This is a genomic window from Rubripirellula tenax, assembly GCF_007860125.1.
Taxonomy (GTDB): domain Bacteria; phylum Planctomycetota; class Planctomycetia; order Pirellulales; family Pirellulaceae; genus Rubripirellula; species Rubripirellula tenax.
Map to the genome: position 1 here is coordinate 92,673 of NZ_SJPW01000002.1, position 23,801 is coordinate 116,473.

At 57.4% G+C, this 23,801-nt stretch carries 24 protein-coding genes, 1 tRNA gene and 1 pseudogene; 14 read left to right on the forward strand and 12 right to left on the reverse strand.

All coding sequences use genetic code 11. From position 1 onward, the window contains the following. Positions 1-1,770, forward strand: a complete 1,770-nt coding sequence (locus tag Poly51_RS06055; protein WP_146455424.1) for a sulfatase-like hydrolase/transferase — start codon at positions 1-3, stop codon at positions 1,768-1,770. Positions 1,771-1,996: 226 nt separating this feature from the next. Continuing rightward, entirely contained in the window at positions 1,997-7,726 is a 5,730-nt protein-coding gene (locus Poly51_RS06060) for a SpaA isopeptide-forming pilin-related protein (RefSeq protein ID WP_186775372.1), read from the forward strand. Between the two features lie 51 nt (positions 7,727-7,777). Here the strand turns inward: Poly51_RS06060 and Poly51_RS06065 are convergent, their stop codons facing one another. Both Poly51_RS06065 and Poly51_RS06070 read right to left on the reverse strand, forming a co-directional pair. Continuing rightward, complete coding sequence (locus Poly51_RS06065) at positions 7,778-8,809, reverse strand: DUF3500 domain-containing protein (RefSeq protein ID WP_146455428.1); 1,032 nt, start codon at positions 8,807-8,809, stop codon at positions 7,778-7,780. A gap of 100 nt (positions 8,810-8,909) precedes the next feature. Beyond that, positions 8,910-9,500, reverse strand: a complete 591-nt coding sequence (locus Poly51_RS06070; protein WP_146455430.1) for a glycosyltransferase family 2 protein — start codon at positions 9,498-9,500, stop codon at positions 8,910-8,912. A gap of 180 nt (positions 9,501-9,680) precedes the next feature. Between Poly51_RS06070 and hisI the strand changes: the two genes are divergently transcribed. Next, on the forward strand, positions 9,681-10,082 hold the full coding sequence (gene hisI / locus Poly51_RS06075) for a phosphoribosyl-AMP cyclohydrolase (protein ID WP_146455432.1): 402 nt from the start codon (positions 9,681-9,683) through the stop codon (positions 10,080-10,082). A 5-nt stretch (positions 10,083-10,087) separates the two neighbouring features. On the opposite strand, the gene Poly51_RS06080 is transcribed toward hisI, so the two are convergent. From Poly51_RS06080 to Poly51_RS06090, 3 genes are all read right to left on the reverse strand, one after another. Then, the gene (locus tag Poly51_RS06080; RefSeq protein WP_146455434.1) at positions 10,088-11,491 is read right to left on the reverse strand and encodes a DUF1501 domain-containing protein; all 1,404 of its coding nucleotides are present in this window, start codon (positions 11,489-11,491) and stop codon (positions 10,088-10,090) included. Positions 11,492-11,501: 10 nt separating this feature from the next. Beyond that, the gene (locus tag Poly51_RS06085) at positions 11,502-13,955 is read right to left on the reverse strand and encodes a PSD1 and planctomycete cytochrome C domain-containing protein (protein WP_146455436.1); all 2,454 of its coding nucleotides are present in this window, start codon (positions 13,953-13,955) and stop codon (positions 11,502-11,504) included. Between the two features lie 92 nt (positions 13,956-14,047). Continuing rightward, on the reverse strand, positions 14,048-15,007 hold the full coding sequence (locus tag Poly51_RS06090) for an AEC family transporter (protein ID WP_146455438.1): 960 nt from the start codon (positions 15,005-15,007) through the stop codon (positions 14,048-14,050). 420 nt (positions 15,008-15,427) lie between these two features. On the opposite strand from Poly51_RS06090, the gene Poly51_RS06095 reads away from it, so the two are divergent. The 3 genes from Poly51_RS06095 to Poly51_RS06105 all read left to right on the forward strand — a co-directional run bounded on the left by Poly51_RS06095 (position 15,428) and on the right by Poly51_RS06105 (position 16,152). Next, positions 15,428-15,658, forward strand: coding sequence for a twin-arginine translocase TatA/TatE family subunit (locus tag Poly51_RS06095; RefSeq protein WP_246114299.1), 231 nt, complete (start codon positions 15,428-15,430; stop codon positions 15,656-15,658). A gap of 3 nt (positions 15,659-15,661) precedes the next feature. Beyond that, entirely contained in the window at positions 15,662-15,940 is a 279-nt protein-coding gene (locus tag Poly51_RS06100) for a Sec-independent protein translocase subunit TatA/TatB (RefSeq protein WP_146455440.1), read from the forward strand. 138 nt (positions 15,941-16,078) lie between these two features. Next, positions 16,079-16,152 (forward strand) — tRNA-Val (locus tag Poly51_RS06105). Positions 16,153-16,774: 622 nt separating this feature from the next. On the opposite strand, the gene Poly51_RS06110 is transcribed toward Poly51_RS06105, so the two are convergent. Then, entirely contained in the window at positions 16,775-17,044 is a 270-nt protein-coding gene (locus tag Poly51_RS06110; RefSeq protein WP_146455442.1) for a hypothetical protein, read from the reverse strand. Between the two features lie 44 nt (positions 17,045-17,088). Between Poly51_RS06110 and Poly51_RS06115 the strand changes: the two genes are divergently transcribed. Continuing rightward, on the forward strand, positions 17,089-17,355 hold the full coding sequence (locus tag Poly51_RS06115; RefSeq protein WP_146455444.1) for a trypsin-like peptidase domain-containing protein: 267 nt from the start codon (positions 17,089-17,091) through the stop codon (positions 17,353-17,355). 44 nt (positions 17,356-17,399) lie between these two features. Further along, on the forward strand, positions 17,400-18,059 hold the full coding sequence (locus Poly51_RS06120; protein ID WP_146455446.1) for a thioredoxin family protein: 660 nt from the start codon (positions 17,400-17,402) through the stop codon (positions 18,057-18,059). Positions 18,060-18,099: 40 nt separating this feature from the next. Here Poly51_RS06120 and Poly51_RS06125 read toward each other — a convergent pair whose 3' ends face one another. Both Poly51_RS06125 and Poly51_RS30950 read right to left on the reverse strand, forming a co-directional pair. Further along, positions 18,100-18,540 carry an ASCH domain-containing protein gene (locus tag Poly51_RS06125; RefSeq protein WP_146455448.1) on the reverse strand — a complete coding sequence of 147 codons (441 nt, stop codon included), beginning with the start codon at positions 18,538-18,540 and terminating at the stop codon, positions 18,100-18,102. 3 nt (positions 18,541-18,543) lie between these two features. Continuing rightward, on the reverse strand, positions 18,544-19,179 hold the full coding sequence (locus tag Poly51_RS30950) for a hypothetical protein (protein WP_146455451.1): 636 nt from the start codon (positions 19,177-19,179) through the stop codon (positions 18,544-18,546). Positions 19,180-19,356: 177 nt separating this feature from the next. Here Poly51_RS30950 and Poly51_RS30955 point away from each other — a divergent pair, with 177 nt between their 5' ends. Then, positions 19,357-19,614: a hypothetical protein gene (locus tag Poly51_RS30955; RefSeq protein WP_146455453.1), complete on the forward strand. Its 258-nt coding sequence runs from the start codon at positions 19,357-19,359 to the stop codon at positions 19,612-19,614. A gap of 131 nt (positions 19,615-19,745) precedes the next feature. On the opposite strand, the gene Poly51_RS06140 is transcribed toward Poly51_RS30955, so the two are convergent. Further along, on the reverse strand, positions 19,746-19,964 hold the full coding sequence (locus Poly51_RS06140) for an addiction module protein (RefSeq protein WP_146455455.1): 219 nt from the start codon (positions 19,962-19,964) through the stop codon (positions 19,746-19,748). Positions 19,965-20,035: 71 nt separating this feature from the next. After that, positions 20,036-20,242 (reverse strand): hypothetical protein, encoded by a 207-nt coding sequence (locus Poly51_RS06145; protein WP_146455457.1) that lies wholly within the window; start codon positions 20,240-20,242, stop codon positions 20,036-20,038. Positions 20,243-20,407: 165 nt separating this feature from the next. On the opposite strand from Poly51_RS06145, the gene Poly51_RS06150 reads away from it, so the two are divergent. Genes Poly51_RS06150 through Poly51_RS06165 form a run of 4 tightly spaced genes read left to right on the forward strand, consistent with a single transcriptional unit; the run spans position 20,408 to position 22,251 of the window. Next, a complete protein-coding gene (locus Poly51_RS06150; RefSeq protein WP_146455459.1) occupies positions 20,408-21,181 on the forward strand; it encodes a thioredoxin family protein in 774 nt (257 codons plus the stop codon). Further along, a complete protein-coding gene (locus tag Poly51_RS06155; RefSeq protein WP_146455461.1) occupies positions 21,178-21,552 on the forward strand; it encodes a type II toxin-antitoxin system RelE/ParE family toxin in 375 nt (124 codons plus the stop codon). The genes Poly51_RS06150 and Poly51_RS06155 overlap by 4 nt, the downstream gene beginning before the upstream one ends. Positions 21,553-21,570: 18 nt before the next feature. Continuing rightward, positions 21,571-21,942 (forward strand): helix-turn-helix domain-containing protein, encoded by a 372-nt coding sequence (locus tag Poly51_RS06160; protein ID WP_146455463.1) that lies wholly within the window; start codon positions 21,571-21,573, stop codon positions 21,940-21,942. A gap of 21 nt (positions 21,943-21,963) precedes the next feature. Further along, entirely contained in the window at positions 21,964-22,251 is a 288-nt protein-coding gene (locus Poly51_RS06165; protein WP_146455465.1) for a hypothetical protein, read from the forward strand. Between the two features lie 11 nt (positions 22,252-22,262). On the opposite strand, the pseudogene Poly51_RS06170 reads toward Poly51_RS06165, so the two are convergent. Then, positions 22,263-22,538, reverse strand: a pseudogene (locus Poly51_RS06170) (DNA/RNA helicase domain-containing protein); the annotation flags it as partial. A 159-nt stretch (positions 22,539-22,697) separates the two neighbouring features. On the opposite strand from Poly51_RS06170, the gene Poly51_RS06175 reads away from it, so the two are divergent. Beyond that, positions 22,698-22,997, forward strand: a complete 300-nt coding sequence (locus Poly51_RS06175; protein WP_146455467.1) for a hypothetical protein — start codon at positions 22,698-22,700, stop codon at positions 22,995-22,997. Position 22,998: 1 nt separating this feature from the next. On the opposite strand, the gene istB is transcribed toward Poly51_RS06175, so the two are convergent. Beyond that, positions 22,999-23,781 carry an IS21-like element helper ATPase IstB gene (gene istB, locus Poly51_RS06180; protein ID WP_146455469.1) on the reverse strand — a complete coding sequence of 261 codons (783 nt, stop codon included), beginning with the start codon at positions 23,779-23,781 and terminating at the stop codon, positions 22,999-23,001. Between the last annotated feature and the right edge of the window lie 20 nt (positions 23,782-23,801).

Genomic DNA, 23,801 nt, shown 5'->3' on the forward strand with positions numbered 1-23,801 from the left:
ATGGGACCGTTTACTTTCGACAAAGCCGTCGGCGTACTTGCCGCTTCGATCTTTCTGATTGCACTCCATTCAGCAGCGGACGCGGACGAAGTCGCCACCAAGCCGAACGTTTTGTTCATTGCTGTGGATGACTTGAATGACTGGATCGGTTGCCTGGGCGGACATCCGCAAACGATCACTCCCAATTTTGATCGGCTCGCGGCCAGCGGCGTGCTGTTCACCAATGCACACTGCGCCGCGCCGGCTTGTAACCCCTGCCGATCGGCGATCTTTACCGGGCGAGCGCCCAACGTTTCGGGCATGTACGACAATCGTCAACAAATGCGAGAAGTCATGCCAGATGACGTTTTGATTCCCACCTACTTTCACGATCATGGGTACCACAGCGCGGGTTCGGGAAAGTTGCTGCACTACTTTATCGATGGCGATTCGTGGGACGATTACTTCCCCGATCGACAAACCGAGAATCCGTTGCCAACGACGTTCTATCCTGAAAAACGCCCGGTCAATCTGAGTCGCGGTGGTCCGTGGCAGTATGTCGAAACCGATTGGGCGCCACTGGATGTGACCGATGAACAATTCGGCGGCGATTGGTCGGTCAGCCAATGGATCGGCGATCAACTTGGGAAGAAACACGACAAGCCGTTCTTCCTAAGCTGCGGTTTGTATCGACCTCACGAGCCATGGTTCGTTCCGAAGAAATACTTCGAGCCGTTTCCTTTGGAATCGATTGAGTTGCCGCCAGGCTATTTGGCAAACGATCTCGATGATGTTCCCATGGCGGGCGTGCGTGCGGCGAAAAACCGTTATTTCGCCCACATACAAGATCAGGGCCAATGGCGCCGCGGGATTCAAGGTTACTTGGCATCGATTCATTTTGCCGACGCGATGCTCGGCCGCGTGCTGGATGCATTGGAATCGGGACCCAACGCGGATAACACGATCGTTGTTCTTTGGTCGGACCATGGTTGGCAGTTGGGTGAAAAAGAACACTGGCAAAAGTACACCGGATGGCGAGCCGTGACGCGAGTGCCGTTGATGGTTCGTATTCCTGCCTCGGTTTCGCCGGCGGTCAGCGAAGGTACGGTTCCAGGCACGGTTTGCGATGCACCGGTCAACACGCTCAGCCTCTATCCGACACTGATCGAACTCTGCGGCCTGCCAGCGAAACCGGAATGTGACGGACCGAGTATCGTGCCGCTGCTTCGTGACGCGAAGGCGGCCTGGCCCCATTCATCCGTAACATTCTTGGCCGCGCCCGGTTCGTTCAGCGTCAGCGGGAAAACGCATCGCTACATTCACTATGCCGACGGTGGCGAAGAATTGTACGACGTGAAGGCGGATCCCTTCGAGTGGCATAACTTGGCCAACGATCCGAGTCACAATCCGGACACGGTCAATCAGCTTGCGCATCTGCGCGGTGCCGCACCCGATTCGTTTGCAAAGCGAGTCGAACCGTCGGTCGACTCGCTGGTGGAATTGACGTGGCATGCCGTGAAGGACGGCGTGGCGCCGCCATCGAAACCGGATGGGAATCCCTTTCCGGTTCACTTTCGTAACTCGCGTTCATCCGAAATCGAATTGTTTTGGATGGACACGAATGGGAAGCCTCGCTCCTACGGCAAGATCGAGCCACAAGGCACAAAAACCCAATCGACTCGGCCGGGGGCTGTTTGGATGGTTCAAGACGTCCTTACGCAATCGCCGCTGGGGCACTTCGTCGTCGACGATCGAACGGCAAAAGCCGTGATTCCCGACGGCACGGAGTAAATACGGCGTTGGCGGACTAAAAAACTGACGCAACGCTTGCGTCGTTGGATCGCCGGTTTTACCCGCCGATCACCGAAGTCACACTCTCGCCAAGCAAACTGAAGAGTCAACCTGATCCACCCTTCTTGCCTAGGGTGCTTGTCTTGCCGGGCCAGTTGTGACAAACCAATGGCTCTTGTGCCGCGTTTTCGGCGGCGATCAACAGGGCTAAATGGGAAAATCAGCGATGAAACGGCGCATGCGGCTGCTTCGAGAGTCACTCGTTCGTCAAATCTGGGCGAATTCGACGCCACCGAGCGCCCGGTTTCGGCCACGATTCGAAGCACTCGAAGACCGCCGTTTGTTGGTCGCCGCGACGGACTTGGCTGACATCACCGGCCGCGTTTTCGCTGACTTCTCGGGCAACGGATTTGATGCGGGCGAGCAAGTCGTGGGTGCGTCGTTGACCGTTTATCGCGACGACGGCGACAGCGTCTTTGAACCGGGCGCGGGCGACGTGGAAGTCCAATCGGCGACGACCGATGCGAACGGCAACTACACGTTCACGCGTTTGACGGCCGGCAACTACTTCGTCTTGCAGCCCGCGCAAACGGTCTCGGGACGAAGCCTCTCACGATCGGTTTCGCCGCTGATCACGGTGACGGCGGAAGACGTCAAAGGCCGTATCACCACGAACATCGACTCCTTTGACCAAACCGTCCAAGTGGCGCGCGATGAAACCGCCGGCGATGGCCCCGTCATCGCGATCGCAGTCACGCCAACGGCCGAGGCCATCGGTGGCGAACGCGAATTGATCGTGGAAAAGACCAGCGTCAACGGTGCGGTTCAATTGAGTATCGATGATCCGCTGTTGCCGAACCAATTGAGTTTCGATTCGGTGGCGACCGGCCAAGGTCCGCGGCGGATCGTTTGGGACGGGCCGGACAACGACGCGGCGGTCATTGATGACACCGGACTGGGCGGCATCAACCTGACCACGAACGCGGCCGGGGTTCAGTTTCAAATTCGCGCCGACTTGGCGGGCGGCACGGCAACGATTCGTGTCTACAGCAGCGACGGCGCCGACGGAACCGCGAATCGATTCAGCACGACGACGCTTCCGATACCTGCAACGTCGGGCGGATTTTTGTCAGCCGAGTTCATTCCGTTTTCTCAGTTCACCGCCGGCGGCAGCGGTGGCGGCGCGGACTTCGCAAGTGTCGGCGCGATCGAGTTGGAAATCAACGGCGCGGCCGACGTCAACGGTGCGGCCGAAGTGATCGGCGCGGTCGGGACCATCATCAAAACGGCACCCGACTTTGCTAACTTTGAACAAGCCGACCTGAGTTTGACCAAGACCGTCGACGATGCTTCGCCCAATTTGAATCAAGAAGTCGTCTACACCATCACGGTCACCAACGCGGGTCCGTCAACCGCCACCGGCGTCGTCGTGACGGACATGTTGCCCACCGGAGTCACGTTCGTCCGGTCGTCGACCGCCACCGGCGGCTACGACCAAACCAACGGGTTGTGGACCATCGGATCGGTCGCAATGGGGACTCCGGTGACCCTTGCGATCACCGGCCGGGTTACCACCGTCGGACCGAAAACGAACACCGCCCAGGTGACGGCCTCGAACGTCTTCGACCCGGACAGCACCCCCAACAACAACATCGACGCCGAGGATGACCAAGCATCCATCGCCGTGTCGGCCGAAACGATCGACTTGTCTTTGACCAAAACGATTAGCAACGCGGCTCCGAATGTCGGCGAAACGGTCGTCTTCACGGTCGAAGTGTTCAACGATGGCCCCAGCGTCGCGACAGGGGTTTCGATCCGTGACGTTCTGCCCGCCGGGTTAACGTTGGTGACGGCGACTCCCACGCGGGGTAACTACAACACGACGACAGGGATCTGGACGATTCCGACGATCGCAGACAACGAACGGCTGACGCTTGCCCTTTCCGCCGTGGTCAATCAAACCGGCACGATCACCAACACGGCCGAAGTCACTGCGGCCGATCAATCCGACATCGACAGCTCGCCGAACAACAGCGTGGCAAGCGAAGATGATCAAGCATCAGTCACTTTGACCACTCCAATCGCCGATCTGCGGCTGACCAAAACCGTCGACAATGCTCGGCCCAACGTCGGTGACGAAATCGCGTTCACAGTTATCGTCAACAACGTGGGACCCGACGCGGCCACAGGAGTGGTGGTGACGGATTTGTTGCCGTTGGGCTTCACATCGATCAGCTCGATCGTCAACGCCGGTACCTATGACGATGCGACTGGTCGCTGGACGATCGGAAACGTTGCCATCGCCGATACGCCGACGTTGACGATTCGCGCGCGAGTCAACTCGTCCGCGGCAACCACAAACACGGCGCAGATCACGGCGGCGGACCAATTCGATCCCAACAGCACGCCGAACAACAACGTCGCGACCGAAGACGATCAGGCATCGGTGACGGTCGATCCACCGTCGATCGACTTGTCGCTGACCAAAACGATTGACGTTCAACGTCCCAACGTGGGCGATGAAGTCGTCTATACCGTCACGCTGACCAATTCGGGCGACGACCAGGCGACCGGCGTCGTGGTCCGCGACGTGCTTCCCGCCGGAGTGACGTTGATCGCCGCGACCGAGAGCGCTGGCATCTACACACCCGCCAATGGGAATTGGTCCGTCGCCACACTGGATCGCAATGCGTCGGCAACGTTGTCGCTGCGTGTGCGAGTCGATTCGGCAGCGGCGACCAACACGGCGGAAGTGATCGTTGCGAACGAGTTCGATTCCGATAGCACGCCCGGCAACAACGTGCCCGCCGAAGATGATCAAGCCACGGTCGGGTTTTCGCTTGCCAGTTCCGATCTGTCGCTGACCAAGACGGTCAACAACGCGTCGCCGAACATTGGCGAGGACGTGACGTTTACGGTCGTTGTTTCCAATGCTGGACCCGACACGGCAACGGGCGTGCAAGTCCGCGACGTATTGCCAGCGGGAACCACGTTCGTTTCGTCGAATCCGTCGGTCGGCAGCTACGATCAAACGACCGGGTTGTGGGCGGTTCCTTCGATTGCTTTGGGCACATCGGCGACGCTCACAATCACGGCAACTGCCACCACGAACACGGTCACGACGAACACGGCTGAAATCATCGCCACCGATCAATCGGACCCCGACTCGACGCCCGGCAACGGCGCCGCCGGCGAAGACGACATCGCGTCCACATCGATCCAAGGGCAACAGGTTGACTTATCGCTGACCAAGACGATCAGCAATCCGCGGCCGAACGTCGGGGATGAAGTCACGTTCGTCATCACGGTCACCAACGCGGGTCCTAACGAAGCCACCGGCGTCAACGTGACCGATCGTTTGCCGGCTGGACTGACGCTGCTTCGCGCGACGCCCAGCCAAGGCAGTTTCAACACGACCAATCGTGTTTGGACCGTCGGAACCGTGTCGACGACTGAGTCGCCGTCGATTGAATTGGTGGCCCGGGTTGATCAAGTCGTGACCGACGCGATCAACGTGGCCGAGATTACCGCCGCCGTCCAACCGGACGTCGATTCGACTCCCGGTAACGACGTTGCTACCGAAGACGATCAAGCATCTGTCACGTTCAGCACTCCCGTCGCCGACCTGTCACTGGTCAAATCGGTCAGCAACGATTCGCCGAACGTGGGCGACGTGATCACGTTCCAGGTTCTGGTCACCAACGACGGCCCGCAAGCGGCCTCGGGCGTGCAAGTCACGGATCTATTGCCAGCGGGTTTGCAGTTCAATTCGACCACGTTGAGCGAGGGAACTTACGACGCGACCACCGGTATTTGGGACATCGGTTCGATCCCCATCGGCGGCACCGTCACCCTCGGCATCAATGCTACCGTGACGACGCAAGGTGCAAAGACGAACACGGCGCGGATCACCGCGGCCGGTCAGTTCGACCCCGACTCGACACCCGGCAACAACGTCGAAACCGAAGACGATCAAGACTCTGTCACGGTCACGCCGCCAGTCGTCGATTTGTCGCTAGAGAAAACGGTGTCCGAAAGTCGCCCACGGTTGGGGGATGCCGTCACGTTCACGATCACGACTCGCAATGCCGGTCCCTCCGACGCCACCGGCGTCGTGGTGACCGACGTGTTGCCCGATGGGTTCACATTCGTTGACAGCACGCCGTCGACGGGCAACTACAACGCGACCACTGGTCGCTGGAACGTCGGCGATCTAGCTTCGGGCACATCGGCGACGTTGCAGTTGATCGCAACGGTCAATCGTTTCGACACGCTGACCAACATCGCCGAGATCACGTCAACGGGGCAGTTTGATTCCGATAGCACGCCGGGCAACGGCGATGTCAGCGAAGACGACTACGCCGCCGTTTCGGTCACACCCGCTAGCGCCGACTTGTCGCTAACAAAAACCACGGACAACGTGACGCCCAACGTTGGCGACGACGTGACTTTCACGCTGACGATTGCCAACGCGGGTCCCGATACGACGACGGGGGTAACCGTGCGAGATGTTTTGCCGGCCGGCTTGAACTTTGTTTCTTCATCGCCCAGCGTCGGTACCTACAACGCGGCAACGGGCATCTGGTCGATCGATTCACTGGCCAGCGGTGCAACGTCGCGTCTGGAGATTCGGGCTACCGTTGATGCGCAAACGGATCGCACAAATACGGCCGAGATCATCACCAGCAATCAGTTCGATCCCGACAGCACGCCGGGCAATGGTGTCGTGGGCGAAGATGATCAAGCAAGCGTCTCGCTGACGCCACAGTTGGTCGACTTGGCGCTGATGAAAGTCATCGACGACGCGACTCCCAACGTAGGCGATTCGATCGCGTACACGCTGACGCTTTCCAATGCCGGTCCGTCCGCTGCAACGGGTGTCGCGGTGACCGATCGGTTGCCCGATGGATTGACGTTTGCGGATTTCGTGGCCAGCCAAGGCAGTTACAACTCGGCAAGCGGCGTGTGGAACGTCGGATCGGTTGCCACCGGCGTCACGCCCACACTGACCATCAACGCGACCGTTGGCAACACACGCGGCGTGACCAACACGGCCGAGATCACCGCCTCGGATCAAGTCGACCGGGACAGCACACCCGGAAACGGCGTGGCCGGCGAAGACGATCAGGCGACCGCGACATTCACAACGCAGGTCGCCGATTTGTCGCTGACCAAGTCCGTCAATAATCCTTCGCCGACGCAAGATGAAGTGATCAGCTTCACGTTGACGCTCGCCAACGCCGGACCCAACATCGCGACCAATGTCAGCGTCAAGGATTTGCTGCCGACGGGGCTGACTTTTGTTTCGGCAAACCCATCGGTGGGAGCCTATGATTCCGTCACGGGTTTCTGGGCGATTCCCAATGTTCCGTCCGCTTCGGCAGTCACGATCCAAATCGATGCTCGCGCGACATCACCGATGCCATCGACTAACGTGGCCGAGGTCATGGCCGTCCGCCAGTTCGATCCGGACAGCACGCCCGGCAACGCAGTGGCCGGTGAAGACGACATCGCAAGCGTGCAAGTCTCGCCCGTCGTCATCGACCTGAACGTGCGAGCCACGGTCGATAACGAAGAACCGGTCGAAGGCGATGAAATCGAGTTGTCGTTCTTCACCGACAACAGCGGCAACACGGCGGCAACGGGTGTGGTCACATCGGTGGTCATTCCCGCCGGCTTGACAATCGTCTCGGCAACACCAAGCGTCGGCACCTACGACGCGGCGACCGGCCGTTGGGAGATCGGAACACTCGGTCTGGGCCAAACCGCATCACTGGTCGTCCGCGCGGTGGTCGACACGCGAGGTTTCAAGACGATTCCGGTTCAAGTCATCGAAGCGGACCAGTTCGACCTCGACAGCACGCCGGGCAACAACGTGCCCGGCGAAGATGACCAAACCGATCTCGAAATCCGTGGACCAAGATTGCTGTCGAAGCGATTGTTCTTGGCGCGTTAGGGCTCCCAATTCTCAACGCGAGACAATTGGCGAGCGCCGGGTTGAAACTGGCTAAGCGTTGGTCACCACGTCGGCCGAATCGGCGACGTTGACCCAGACGTGAACGTGCGGCGCACCTCGATAGTGCCACACGAACGACGGGCCTTCCAATCGCCAGTTGTCCCAAACGCCGTCCTTGCCCAAATCGTTATCTGTATAGAACGACAACTTACAAGCGTCCAAACCGCCTTGGGTCTTCAAGCACTGCATCGCTTCGTCTTGATCGGACGGACGATACATTTCGACAAGCGTGCCAAGCACTTTCTGCAGGTGCTCGCGTTGGTCCGATGACATGTCCGACACCGGCAATCCCGTGATGTCGTTGCTGACGCCCCGAAAGCCGACCGATTGTTCGCGCGGCGTCTTTGCGACGAGCGACTGTTTCTGTTGGCGACCATCCAGCATCTTGTACAAGTCGTTCGCGGCGACCGCTTGATGCCAAAACACGTTGTCCGTGTGATTGGGGTTTTCGTTGAACTCGGGGGCGTGGCCGTAAAACACGGGGCCACCAAACGCGACGTGATCGGCCGAGTTTCCGTCACAGCGAATCGTCATGTGCCGACCGGTGATGACCAACTCGAATTTCTCGCCCGAGCCGTCGGGCGTTGGCTTGCCGAAGATCGCAATCGATTGTTCGTTACCGAAACCGCCGGCGTCATCTTCGAGCTGTTTGTAATACCGATCGTGCCAATCGGGGTGGATGATCGACTTGAAGACTTGTTCGATCAAGTCCCGTTGTTGGTCGCTGTAGAAGTCGTCGTTGATTTCCGGTTCGGTGATATTCCAATTGGCAGACACAAACGTTCTTAGCAAGCCACGTTTCTTGTCGACGTGGTCCCAATCGAAACAGACTTCTTTCTTCTGTTTGTCATCCAGCGTCTGAAAGAGTTGGCCGATCAAGGTTTCGGCGCTGGTCGATGTGACTGTCGAATCGGCACGCAGTGGCAGGTTCGACAGTCCGCCGCCCACTAGCGAACCGGCGGCGATGGTGGCAGCGCTGCCTTCCAGAAATGTGCGTCGGTTGATTGATTTCGATGGACTCATGGCCAAACTGCTTTCGAACGAGGTGAGACTGAACTGCGCTCCATCGTCGAATTGTACCCGACCGTCCGATGTCGGGACTGCAAAAATTGGGACTGCAAAATCAAGAGAGTTCGATCGATACCGATCGGCTGGAATCGCTTTCCAGGTGATAGCGATCGCCATGTGGCCCGGCCAGAACCTGCAGATGGGGACGCCGTACCATTTGCAAACTGGATTGATGCGACGTGTCCGTGCGGGCGATGACCTGGCGGTCGGCGTGGGTACCGAATGCTCGCAAACGCCGGATCAACTCGGGCGACGCGGGTTCGGCTGCACTTTCGGCCCGGGCCGCGATCACGGTCGGGTCATCGCTCATTTTCAACAGCCGTCGAAGGTCATCGATTCGGAGATCGGCGTCGGATTCTTGAATGAAGATCAAGTCGCCGGTCGCACGTTCGAGGCCCGTCTGTCCGGCCGCCTCCATCCCACGAGGCCGCGGGTGCCGCATCACACGGACGCGTGAAAACCGTGTGCACAAATTGTCCAAAATCCGGGGCGTCGCATCGCTGCTTCCGTCATCGACGATCACAATCTCGGCGCCACCGATTCCCAATTCCGCAAGTGCAACCAAAACTTTCTCCAGACGACGCTCGATCCGGTTCTGGCCGTTTCGTACCGGCAGCACGATCGAGAGTTTTGTGGATGAAGTCATGGCTGTAAGTCAAAGGCGGGGGATCAGGTCGGATCAGTGCAAACATCGTCTGGCTTGAGTCGATGCCGTGATCATCATCGCTCGGTTTTGGTTTGTGCCCGTCGTTCCGCTGGTAACGATTGCACCTACAATACGACCCTCGTCTCCCTATACCGCACCTAACCCGACTGATCCGAACCGATGGCATCGATCCCTGATTTTTCCAAAGGCCAACCGTGCGAAGGCACCTCCGGCGTCTTACCCGCGATCGCACAAGACGCGGCCAGTGGTCGCGTCTTGATGATGGCTTGGATGGATCAAGTTGCATTCGACGAAACTTTGTCGACCGGCCAAGCCGTGTACTTCAGCCGAAGTCGTGGCCGGCTTTGGCGGAAAGGCGAAACCAGCGGCCATCGTCAACGCGTCACCGAAATTCGCATCGATTGTGATGCCGATGCGATCCTGTTGCAGGTCGAACAAGTCGGTGCCGCCTGCCACGAAGGCTACGCAAGTTGCTTCTTTCGCGTCGTCGGAAACGATGGCGGCGCGACGATCGCCGACCAGCGATTGGTGGACCCCGCATCCGTGTACGGCAAAGCTTGAATCGATCACGCGATCAGATCGTTGATGACGTTGCCGTGGACGTCCGTCAATCGAAAGTCGCGACCGGCATGCTGAAACGTCAACCGCTCGTGGTCGATGCCCATTTGATGCAAAATCGTCGCGTGTAGGTCATGCACCTCGACGGGCGAATCCACCGGGTACTTGCCGATTTCGTCGGTCTGGCCGTGGACGTGTCCACCTTTGAAACCGCCGCCGGCCAACCACACGCTGAAGCAATCGCGGTGATGTCCTCGTCCGTTCTTGCCTTCTTTCGTGGGCGTTCGACCAAACTCCGTGGCCCACACCACCAACGTCTCGTCCAGCATGCCCTGCTGTTTCAAATCGGTGATCAGCGCCGCGGTGGGTTGGTCGACGTTCAGTGCCAGGTCGGCGTGCTCCTGCATGTCGGTGTGTGAATCCCAGTTCGGGCGTGATCCCGTATCGATCAGTTCAATGAACCGCACGCCACGCTGGGCCAAACGCCGCGCCACCAAACACTGCCATGCAAAATCGGCGCCGGGGCCTTTCGTTTTGCGATCGATACCGTATAGCCGACGCACATGTTCGGGTTCGTCGCTGAAGTCAAACGCCTCCGGTGCAGACTGTTGCATCGCAAATGCCGTTTCAAAAGACTTCATTCGGGCGGCCAAGGCCGAATCATGCGGCCGAGCGTCCAGGTGCTTGCGATTGAGCCGATGGACGAGGTCGATTTCCAAGTCCTGTAACTTGCTTCCCACGCCGGGCGATTGCAGGTTGGCGATCGGGTTATCGCCGGGCAACACGCGAGTGCCTTGATGAAAAGCCGGCAGGAAATCGCTCGCATAGACTTGTGTGCCGCCGTATGGCAGATGCGGCGCGATCACGATGAAGCTTGGTAGATTCTCGTTCTCACTGCCCAGTCCGTAGCTGATCCAAGATCCCATGCTAGGTCGCGTGAACGTGGGTGACCCGGTATGCATCCCCAGCGTCGCTTCGGAATGGTCAAAGTGCGATGCCTTCATCGATCGGATCAAGCAAACGTTGTCCATGACGTCGCGAACATGGGGAAACAAGTCGCTGACCTCGACGTCGCATTTCGCGTTGCGTCCCGATCCGAACAGGTTGCCCATCAAACGGTCACCCTTGCTGCCGTCGCGACCGTCCTTGTTGGATTTGGGGTCGAAGGTATCGATGTGCGAAACGCCGCCGGTCGCGTAGATCAAAATCACGCTCTTGGCCTTGGCGGGAAAGTGTGGCCGCCGCGGTGCCAATGGGTTATCGGTTCGGTTGCCCGCGCCCGCCGATTGGTCAGCCGATTCGCCCGCCAATAACTGCGACACGATGCCCGGCATCAACAACGAACTTGCGGCCATTGACCGATGGGACGCGGATGCAAGCCACGAACGGCGATTCAGTTTGGAAGCACTCATGGTCGTCGCCTCAATCCAGATAAATGAATTCGTTAAGTTGCAGCAGGCTGAGCGTCAGGCTGGACCACGCTTGGTTTTCCAGGTTCGAAGAATCTGCGAATCGTTTCCGCACGGATTGGAGGTGCTGCCGCATCCAATCGGACTCTTGATCGCTCGGGTGCCGCCCAAGGATCGTCGAAACTAGCGCCGCCACTCGCTGGCGTTCATCATCGGCGCTTGCGACCACGCGACCAGCAATCTTGGCGGCCTGGTCGTGAAGGAATTCGTCGTTCATGAAGTACAGTGCCTGCAGCGCCGTGACCGACTGGTCTCGCTTGCTGGTACAGACATTCGGATCGGCGCCATCGAAGGTTTGCATGTACGTTGCTGCCGTCAAACGCTTCGTCATCTGGTAAACGCTGCGGCGATTCGATTCGTATGTCGCGTTAAACGGATGGTGCTGGGTGAACGTCCAATCCGAACGCGGCGGAAACGGGTACGGTTGGTCTTGCGGGGTCGGATCCAGGTCGCCGCTAAGCATCAACAATGTGTCGCGAATCGATTCCGCATCCAGTCGTTGGCGATTGAACTTCCAGTACACATGATTCTCGGGATCGGCCGCAAGGTTTTCGTCCGTATTCTGGCTGGACAATTGGTAGGTCTGCGACGACAGAATCCGGCGGTGCAGATGTTTCAGTGACCAACCGTGGCGAATGAAATCGGTCGCTAACCAATCCAACAGTTCGGGATGAGTCGGCAGTTGGCCTCGCAAACCGAAATCGCTGGTGCTGGAAACCAGGCCGACGCCAAAGTGCCGCTGCCAGATGCGATTGACGATCACACGAGCCGTCAACGGATTGTTGGGGCTGGTGATCCAAGCGGCTAACTGCAATCGCCCGCTTCCCGTACCGGCGACGTCATCGGGCAGAGTTTGACCGCCCAGCACATCTAGAAACTTTCGTGGCGCGATCGTGCCGGGACGATCGGGTTCGCCCTTGATTTGAATGTTGGCATTCGCGGGGCGATTGTCGGCCACAGCATACGCCATCGGTAATTCGGGAATCTCCTTCAAGTACTTTGCCAAGGCCACGCCGGCGCCGCGCGCACGCCCAAGCATGCCGTCCAGTTCGTCGTGCATCTTTCGCTGTTGGTCCAACGTCGCCGTCGATTCTTTTTCGGCGTTCTCGATCGACTTGATTCGGCACGCGGCAAGTTGCTTTGCCAGTTCGGATTCGAGCTTCGCTTTCTTATCGGCGAACGGACCTTGCACCTTGGTGACTTCTGCGTCATCGACAAGCGGTACCAAGTCGTGCTGGACTTGGAATAACTCGAGGCCGGGAACGGGATACCGAGTGCTTGCGAAGATGCCGTACAAGCCGTAGTAGTCCCGAGTCGAAATGGGGTCGAACTTGTGATCGTGGCACCGAGCGCAGGCGATCGTGATTCCCATCATCGTGCGCCCGACGTTGTCGATCGTGTCTTCGATCGTCAAGTGCCACGGGTACCGTTCGACCAGCGAACCGAATCGCCTAGCCATCGCCAAGTAACCTGTCGCAATGGTTTGTCGGTTGTGTTGGTCCTGTGAATCCGAGGGCAGCAGATCACCTGCCAACTGCTGCGTCAAGAAAAGATCGTACGGAAGATCGTTGTTCATCGAGTCGATGATGTAGTTGCGATACAGATACGCCTGTGGGATCGGGAAGTCCGAATTATCACCCGCCGTGTCGGCGTACCGAACCCAATCCATCCAGTGACGCCCCCACCGTTGTCCGTACGTCGGCCGCGCCAGTAGATCGTCCACCAACTCGGTAAACGCTGCGTCGGTTCCAAGCGGGCCTGTCGATCGAGCAACGAACGCATCCACTTCGTCCGTCGTTGGTGGCAGTCCCGTCAATCCATAGGTGGCTCGCTGAATCAGCGACGCGGCGTTCGCGGGTGGCACGCTGTGCAATCCGGCCATGCTCCGCCGCGCGACGATGAATCCATCGATCGGGTTGTTTCCCGTCGCCGCATCGAGTGGCAACGAATCGGGCGGTAACGGATGGGCGATCGGTTGAAATGCCCAGTGGTCGCGGCCGGGCTCCGGTGCAACTGTGTGCATGGCGTCTGTGTCTTGGCTCGAAACCTTCCACTCGGCGCCCGCGTCAATCCATCGTCGCAACGTGTCGATCTGATCGGACGTCAATCGCTCGCCGTCGGGCGGCATTCGATCATCTTCACGCGTCGATATGACCCGCGAGATCAACTCACTCTCGGACGACTTGCCGGCCACGATCGAGTGCTTTCCCGAGTCACCAATCTTTGACGCGTCCGCTCGATCGAAACGCAGCCCACCGTTCTGGTCATCGGGGCCGTGGCATTCGAGACAACGGTCTCGCAAAATCGGCTCAACATCACGAACGAAGTCGATCGGCTGGTCTGCCAAAAGACTGGCGAAACTCAAAATCGTGAAGATCAATATCAGCGATGGTAATCGGCGCGACATAGACGAATCCGAATCGGTTGGCAAACTTCGGCAAACGCCGACCCTGGATTCTAGCTCAATTCGATGACTCGCATCTTGTTTTCAATGAAGTCTTAAACTCCCAACCACCAAGCACCCAAGGCCAGCCAAACGGGAATTAACACAATGCCGGCAAGCGAAGTGGACAGAACGACCCGCAGCGCCGTTTCGCTGTCTTGGTCGTACAGACGCACCAACACGATCGGGAATACGGCTGCCGGCATGGCGGCTTGCAACATCATGACTTGTTTCATGTCGACGCTGACGCCCAGTGCGACCGTCAATCCCAGCATCATGACCGGGATCAGCAGTTGTCGGATCCCGATCGCCGACAGCACCGTTCTTGCCGAGCCCTTCCAGTTGGCTCCACGCAAAAAGTCGACGATGATGGCGCCGCTGAGCATCAATCCCATCGGCACGGCGCACCCACCCAGTTTCCCCAGCACCGTCACCACCGGAGTCGGGATCTGCGTATCGACGCCGATCTGGCGCACGACCGAGGCGATGATGACGGCCATGAAGGGCGGGCTAAAGATAGCCCGTTTCCATTGACCGTCGCCTGCCGAGCCGCTGATGATGGCCAGTCCGATGCTCCACAGCGCCAAGTCGACGCCGACGTTGTGCAGGATCAGCTCGATGACGGCATCGGGATACGCCGACTCGGCAAGTGGTAACGGGATGTACCCGTAGTTGCAGATACCCGCGCACAACGCAAACGCTCGCTGTTTCGCGTCGGTTTCCAGCCCAACGAAGCGGCCCAACAGCCGTGCAAACGTGAACGAGACGGCGAATCCCATGGCCGTCATGCCGAATCCGATGAAGGGCGGCGTCCATGCGGCGGCGGCCGAGTCAAACTGGGGACTGGTAAGAATCCGATTCGCGAAATAGGCCGGCAGCATCACGTTCGCGGTCAGGTTGGCGAGCGACCGATCCGCTTCGGGTGTCAGCCAGTCACGCCGTCGACAGAACGCGCCGGTGCCCATCAGCAAGAACACCCCCACCACGCTGACTACCGTCGGGATAAAGTCTTGCATCAAAGTCAGTACGGGGAAGCGGTTGCGTTAGAGCTGCGGACCAGCCCCAATCGTAAACCAAGCCGCCGGCCACCCCCAGGGTCCAGTAACTCGCCCAGTAACGCGGCCAGTAACGCGGCCAGCTAAACCGAGTCCATCCGCCGTCGAGTGACTGTCCAGATCGTGGTGATTCGAGCTGTGTTTCGTGCGGTTTCGCCGAATCAAGACGCTGAATCCCCATAAACTCGATCCGCCTTTGACTATCTGGCAGAAGACAATAAAATAAGAGCTCGACGCGGACGCGAGTGCTTCCGCCCTGTCCCCCCCGACCATCGGTTCTGGAGGTGATCAGCCGACGTTCCATTCCGGCTGATTGATCTTCCCGCTTTCGCCGGTCTTGAGTCTGGGGTCGTTGTAGACCCTTTTTTGCGAGAGAGAACGATGATTGTGAATCGATTGACCGACAGCATGGCGGACCCCGTCTTCGCGTTCGGCGCCCCGGGCCCGTTGGAGTTGGCGATCATCGCCGGCATCATTTTGTTGCTTTTCGGATCGTCCAAGCTGCCCACGCTGATGCGAAACCTGGGACGCAGCACCAACGAGTTCAAGCGTGGGATGAGCGAGTCGGTGGACGAAGACGAGCCGTCCAAGCCGCGCGACGATCGGGCGTAATCCATGTTCGGACTCGGACCATTTGAGATGGTGGTCATCGGCGTGATCGCGGTCGTCCTGTTCGGCGGCAACCTTCCCGAGGTAGCCAGAAAACTGGGCGGCAGCTACCGCGAATTCCGTCGAGGACTGAACGAGGTCCAGCAGCAGTTCCGGTTGGCCGAACACGAAGCCAAAAAGAACCTCTCCGTCGACGACTCAAAGTCTTCCAAGACAACCGAAGTCGACGACGAAGAAGAGGAACCCGCCGGACCGAAAGCGCCCAAGTTCAAACCACCATCCTGACCCGGCAAACGGCATTGCCGCAGGACAAACATCCGGAAGGCGGGCTCCGTCAAGTGATTGCGACCAACGCACCATCATCCGAGGCCCGCCGACCTTGCCCGCCCACCGGGCGAACGCTACTTTAGAACGGATAGTACCGGGCGATTAGCTCAGCTGGTTAGAGCGCTACGTTCACACCGTAGAGGTCACAGATTCGAATTCTGTATCGCCCACTAAATGCCCTTGTCCCAAGTGGACAGCAGAGGGCGGAGTTGGAATCGAGCCTGCGTTTAGCAGGCTTTTCTTTTGCACTTCCTCGTGCGGTCCACTCGAGGTCGCTACGGCTTGCTTCTTCCTTTCAGTCGGAACCGTCCAACAGCAAGCCCGGTGAGTTTCAGCTCATCGGGCTTGTTTTCTTTGCGGCTTGCTTGCCACAAATCGTCGCGATTGCTTCCGAGCAAATCATCCTGAATCGGCGTCGTGACTTTTCAGTCGAACGTCGCTCGCGACAAACACGATGCTACCGACAAGATCGTCTGCGTCCGGCAACTAGACCCAAGAAACTCTGACCCTCATCGTTCCGCTTGCCACTCCGTTCCACTGGGTTCCATTCGGTGCACCACCTTGCAACCCAAGAAAGTTTTGCGGCAATTTTGGATTGTCTCGGACATCGTTGACACGTTCGGTCGCGACCGAAATCGGAATTGTCCGAAAAAGATTCAGCAAGTTTTTTGGCCACTCAAGTCAACACGATTCACACCGAGTCCGCAGCAGTCACCAACTGCGTTTGACCTCAGGAAAAACGATGCTTGAACATCAGCGAAATGCTCGCATCCTACGTGTAGTCATAGTTGCTCACACGGAGGTTTTTGAATGTGTCGCACCATCACTGCTGTTTTCGTTGTCGTCTTCACCGCTGCTGCTGCAGTCGCCGATACAGTCTTGCCCGATTCGAATACCGTCAAAGAAATCGACAGCGTCTTGCGGGTCTCCTGTCGCATTTTCGCGGGCAATGCCCGAGGCAGTGGAGTCATTTTCGATGCCGACGAGGACAGCTACCGCGTTCTGACAAACGCACACGTTGTCGGCAGAACCGGCAACCGCGTGAGTCTTGAGTTTGAGCATTCGGGTTATCGGTCCGGGCCGATCCCAGGTCGCCCGAAACAGAGATGGAACGTTCGCACATCGCCCGCAACTCTTCAATTGATTTGGCGATTGTCGAACTTCCGCGATCAGCTTTCCCTGGACCAATGCCCGCTGTGCCGCTTGCAGTAGGTGGCGCCAAGGATGGCGAAACCGTGCTGACGGTTGGTGCCCATGGAGGGGCCGCCGTCAGCCTGCAACGCGGTCACGTCGTTCGTCGCACTCGCGGCTTGATCTACTGTTACCTGGTCGATCCGGCTCGCCGTTGTTCAACGACGACGGCTCTCGCGTGATCGGCCTAGTCGCGTGGCGAACCGGCGATGGTCACTGACTCGCGATGAACGCCGCCGCCGTTCGGTCATTCGTTCGCGGCGAAGTCTCAGACGTTGATACCGAGCTGCCCGAAGATGCGATTCCGCTTTGGCAATCTCGCGTGCGATTGGTTCTCGTCACCGCCGCTGGATGCCAACCATGCGAACTGCAAAAGCGCTCGATGCCCGACGATGTTCGATACGAGACATTCGACATCGAGAAGGTAAACGAGGCAGGCTATAAGATACGCACGACGCCAACGCTGATGGTATTCGTCGATGGCAAACTTGAGGACACATCGAGCGGCCTGCTTCGCGGCGACCGCTTGCGAGCGTTCTTGGACCGCTGGGGATTCACTGACAACGAAACCCAGCCCGACGATGCAGATCGCACCGACGACAACTTCAATCCCTGGAGCAATCCACGACGCTGGAATCGCGGGCCAATCCGCGACCGCATCGACGAGGCAAAAGACCGTTTCGCACGGTGGCTGATCGGAAAATGGCTCGGCTTCGCGGGCAGCGGAGCGGCAGTGCTGTTTCCGTGGCTGTTCTTTATCTATCGAGCGTTACGCAAGCTGCATAGTACGGATGCCGAAGGTTGCGTTGTTAACAAACGCCCGTCGCGAAACCAGCAACCGAGAACGACTATCGCTGGTAAACGACGGCCATCCCCAAAACGATAAACATTTCGCTGCCTATTGCTTCTCATATAGTTTTAGGCAGCTAAGAAAGCAGACAACCGCCAACAGTCTTTTCTCGAGTTGCAATGAACTTTTGTTGCTTTGAGTCGAGGTAGCGATACTGCTGGGGCGGTTGAAAACCATCCCATCGCTTGCGAAGCTCTCTGAGAGAAACCGGTTCTTTGAAAACAGCGATGTTCGACAGGTGAATGCCGACCGCCTTATCGGCACCATCGAAATAGTCGTTGAACGCTTGTGCTGAAACCGCAGTTAGTTTTCCGCAATTTCGCCAAATCGTCTTAGGTTTGCCAACTTGAATTGCTTCAACGGTGGCGACCGCAACCGCCTCGCACGTCGGCATTGTCGCATAGATGACGACCGCGAAACCGGGGTCAACGCTTGGTTGGCGTTTGCGAAGCTCGACCGTTTTTCGGCCTTCAACGATCGCCTTAACGTGTTCAGGATGAATAGACAAAAACAGCATAACTCAAGACTCACGTTGTGTGGATCGCGAATAGATTTCGTGAAAAGCGGCGTCCGGAATTGCGACGGCGGAAATGAACTGCTGACGCCTCATTCCGTGAGATTCTAAAACATCATTTACGTCGTCAAAAGTAATCGGGTTCTCGAATAACTCCGTGCTGGTGAATTCAATTGCCAAGCCTTGGGCGTCGGCGCCTTTAAAATGTTCCATCAGATGGCGCCATTCGTAGACACCAAACCGTTGAAATTCGCCAAACAAATTCTTGACAGTCCCCGTGACACGTTTGGTCAATGCCGAACAAGCCCGAACCCGACCACCGCCCTTTCGTTTGTCCCCGCTGACGTACCACAGAATCCGGCCAAATTGCGAGTTAGGACCCTGCAGTGGACTTTTGTAGTACGCGGAGTCCGGGTTGATGACGAGCGATGTTTCAGGATTAAAAAGTGGCATATCCCAGAGCCGGAAGTCGAAGAGTTCCTGTGCCCATCGTGGTTGTATCGGTATCACCCAAGTTGGAAGTTGACCGAAAGTGACCTTACCCGGATGAATCAAACACTCAAGTCGCTGCGTTTCAACCTCATTTCCCATGCAACCATGATCTAAGTCTACGGTTTGGGAAATTTGCCTTGCAAGCTCCATTGGGACGACTCCCGAGTCTCTCATCGCCGAAAGTTCGGCGTTTAGGCTGCCTTGGTTCCACACTCCGGGTAACGAGAGCCTCCACAGCGACCCGTCGGCCTGACACCAGCCCCGCCGGGTACACGCTTCCACGACAAGCGGCGTCGGTAAGCGATCTGAAATCGTAATCGTTCTACGTTGTCCGCTTCTCCATGCGCCAAGCGGTTGATCCGCGAAATATTCGGCAAGGATGCGTCCGAAGCGGGTGCCTACAAGTCGCCGGTTCAATCGAAGTCGATGAATTTCTCGGCCGCCGTCGTTCAAGACTCGAATCGCGAACAAGGCAATACACTCGTTGGTTCGAGAGCAAACACGATAAATCTCCCACTCTCGTGGATCGGCAAGCATCGCATTGAGCTCAGCACGGAACACTTTCAGAGTCTCGCCGCCCGCTGAGTCGATAAACAATTTCAAGTCAAAATCGGCGATCGAAACAACTCGATGTCGCTCGATTCCCGATCGAGTCAGTTCGCGGTACTGATATCCGTCGGCGATATCGGATTCAGCATCGCTGCTGATTTGAACGATCATTGGCCTAGCTTAAGCAATCGTGCTTTGGCATCCGCCCACGTCGAAACCGATGCTTCGCCATTTTCCAAGCGTTGTGTCCGCTCCTTTAGCACTTGCTGATGCCACTCCGGCGATTGCACATCGCCGGGATTTTGGCACAGGCTCGACCAAACCGTTTCAAGAACTTGCATTTTTTCCGAAACGGACATCGAATCGAGTGGAAGATCAACGGACATACGAAAGGCTCCGAAACGGAAGTGAAAAACGACGCACTTATTCTAACCGGCGGAAGCACAACGAGGAAATCCTAACGCTGGAAGATGGAAACGATGATCTGCTTTGCTTCGTCGCTCAGCGTGGACCAGAGTCGCACCAACTCGCGTAGGGTGGAATCTGTGGCAAGTGCTTCGCACTCTGCTTCGCCTATACCGGGGATCATGCTGATTCCCCGCGTTTCGGGCGAATGTTCTGATCCTGTATCGCCCATCCCGTCGCTTTGCTTCAGGTTGAGCAAAGGGGGAAGAAGTGGAAACAAGCCTTCGTTGCGCGGGCTTTTTTTGCACTTCCTCGTGCGGTCCACTCGAGGTCGCTACGGCTTGCTTCGCCGTTGTTCAACGACGACGGCTCTCGCGTGATCGGCCTAGTCGCGTGGCGAACCGGCGATGGTCACTGACTCGCGATGAACGCCGCCGCCGTTCGCTCGTTCGTTGGCGGCGAAGTCTCTGCCGTTGATACCGAGCTGCCCGAAGATGCGATTCAGCTTTGGCAATCTCGCGTGCGTTTGGTTCTCGTCACGTCGGCAGGTTGCCGCCCGTGCGAACTGCAAAAGCGCTCGATGCCCGATGATGTTCGCTACGAAACGATCGACATCGCGAAGGCAAACGCGAAGGGCTACAACATCCGCACGACACCAACGTTGATGGTCTTCGTCGACGGCAGGCTTGAACACACATCGAGCGGCTTGCTTCGCGGCGACCGCCTGACCGCGTTCTTGGATCGCTGGGGTTTCGGCAGCAGGGATCTACACCCCGAAGAATTGGAGCCCGCCGATGACGACTTCAACCCATGGACAAATAACCGCCGCTGGAACCGAGGCCCCGTCCGAGACCGAATCGACAACGCGAAAGACAAGTTCGCGTGGTGGTTGCTTGGCAAATGGCTCGGCTTCGCGGGCGGCGGAGTCGCGATCGTGTTTCCGTGGCTGTTCCTTATCTTTCGAGATCTTTCGAGATCTTTCGAGATCTTTCGAGCGTTACGCAAACTGCGTAGGTCTGAAGGTGCAGGATGCCCAGCAAAAAAATCGCCTTCGCGGCGACGATCGTCTCAACGACCGCGAAAGCCCGTCCAGAAGCGTAGAACACAGAAAAGCGGATGCTCTGCTTGTGGGGATCCTCGGTTCGATCCGAAACTAATCTTGCTTTCTATGCGGCCTCGCCGTACACTTGGTAGATGAATGGCGACGAACTTCTCTATTTCGTGTACCTCGACGAGTTCCAGGATGATTGGAAGTCGATCTGCTCGAGTGACAACGATGAGTCGAGCCTCTGGACACTCGAAATGCTCATCATGAGTGATCCGGAAGGGCCGCCGATCATCGCGGGAACGGGTGGATTGCGAAAGGTCCGATTCGCAATCGCAGGCAGCGACCAGGGGAAGAGCGGCGGCGTTCGTGTGTGTTACGCGTACTTCGCCGAGTACCACATCGTCTTGATGATGATGGCGTACCCGAAGAATCGAAAAGACAATTTGTCCGCGAGCGAAAAGGCTGGAATCAAGAAGTACATTGCGATCACGGACAAGTGGTTGAAGGAGAACTCACGGTGAAAAACCCCGAGGTTGAACATGAACAAGAAAACTGAAAAGACAGTCGGCAGCGAACTGGTGGAGCGTCTCGAACGCTTCGCCAAGAAACTCGAAGCGGTCGATAGCGTCGATGATCTATCGACGTTCTTAACTGTTCGCAAAGTGAAGTTGAGTTTAAGCCCAGCAACCTTTAGCGGCGAGCAAGTCAAAGCAGTTAGAGAGTCGTTGCAAGTGAGCCAGGCCGTGTTCGCTGACTTTCTTGGCGTGTCCGTGGGGGCGGTTCGCGATTGGGAACAAGGGATCAACGAACCGATCGGTCCGGTGTGTCGAATCATGGAAGAAATCACAAACGACCTGAAATCGTGGTCGCGACGGATTCGTGAACTCGCCAATGTCACTGCTAGTTGCTGAAGCAGCATTGAAGATTTAAGGATGACCAACATGGAGCCAAGCGGGCAAGAATTCAACCCGAACGACGTGCCTGGCTCGGCACCTTCTCGTTTAACGAACCTCGTTGATGAATACTCGGCTTTGGTTTCAGACTCTCAAAATCCAAGTTGGGAGTTGATTGAGGCTAAGCTGATCGACGTTCACGACTGGACACCGGACGCTGCCCACGCACTTGTGAAAATGGCTAAGCAATACGGTTGGTTCTTTTTGCGAAATGCAACGGCCCTAGCGATTGCGTGTGACCAAGAAGATGGTGATATGAGAATCTGATCGCCAAGCGGTCAAAGCTCATCTATTCCGATCGACTTTAGGTGCTGATAGGTCGAGTCATAGAATTCGGGCGCCCGTGTTGGATCTTTGGCATCGCCATCGGGAACGCAGATTACCATTCCGTGCCTTGCCCGCGTTAACAGCACTCGATACGCGTTCTTCAGGTATGACTGACGTTCTGCTTTGTTGATCTTTTGCCATTTGTTTCCTCGAAACGAACAGTAAATCCATCCATCATCAGCATGCCGAAAGTCCGCATCCCAGGTGACGCAGGCCCAATCGAGTTCGAGGCCTTGGAGCTGGTCAGAATCTCATCGAACATTGAAGAACTCATTGAAAACGCGAATGCAGAGATTCGATGCGTCGCTTCAACGGAAGGTGTAACTATTCAGCCGCGTGAGATTGGTGTTGGCTGATTTTGGCGGATTCGTTCTGATTTGCAAACCATGGACGAAGCCACCACCACCGCCCCGACGATCGATTCGAGTTTGCTCGATAAGCTGCTCAGCAACCAGCTCAGCGAAGCCGACGCCCGCAGCTTTGCTCTGGGTGATCCCGAGTGCTTGGTTTTCACGCTGCTGGCGATTCAGCAGCGTTTGGCGAATACCTCGCAAACCATTGGCCCCAACACACCTTCCGCTGCGATCTCCCCCTTCGCTGTCACTGGGCGATTGAGAAGGGACCACCTGTGGGCGCCTCTGGTCCCTTTTGAAATTGGTGGTTTGGGATCGGGCGGTTTCGCCTGATCTACTTATCTTTTTCGGCTTCCGAGCCGGTGGGCGCTTTGGTCCCTTTTGAACTTTTCTCGGCATTTTTCAGACGGTAGCTACGGCCTGTGAGCTTCATGATCTCCGCCGATTGCAGGAACCGATCCAGGATCGCACTGGCGCTGGGTACGTCGCCGATCAGTTTGCCCCAGTCTTCCAGCGGGCGGTTCGTCGTCATGATCGTGCTGCGAACTTCGTGACGACGCATGATGATCTCGAATAGGTATTCGCCGCTGCGTTTGGGCAACTGCTTCATCCCCATGTCGTCGATGATTAACAGGTCAGGTTTGAGGTAACGCGCCAGCACTTTCTCTTCACCGCCCATCGCTTCGTCGTGCAAGAAGTCACGCACCACATCAAAGATGCTGCGGTAATAGACCATCGCGCCTGATCGTATCACTGCGTGACCGATCGCTTGAGCGAGGTGACTCTTGCCCGTTCCGGGCGGGCCACACATCAGCACGTCTTTGGCACCGCGAAGGAAGTGTCCGCTGGCTAAGTCAAAGACTTTCGCGCGGTCGATGCTTCGGTTGAAAGAGAAGTCAAAGTCTTCCAATCGGCGCACATCGCGAAAGCCTGCGCGACGGACACCGCGGTCGATCTTGCGATCGTTTCTAACCAGCGATTCATCGGCCAGCACCAGTTCCAAGAACTCCAGGTGAGTTAGCTTGCTTGCGGTGGCTTCTTGAAGTCGAACCTCGAGCGTTTCGGCCATGCCGCCCAGACGCAGTTCGCGCAGAGTTCGTGAGAGTGATTCATTCATTGATCGTTTCCTCCATGAAA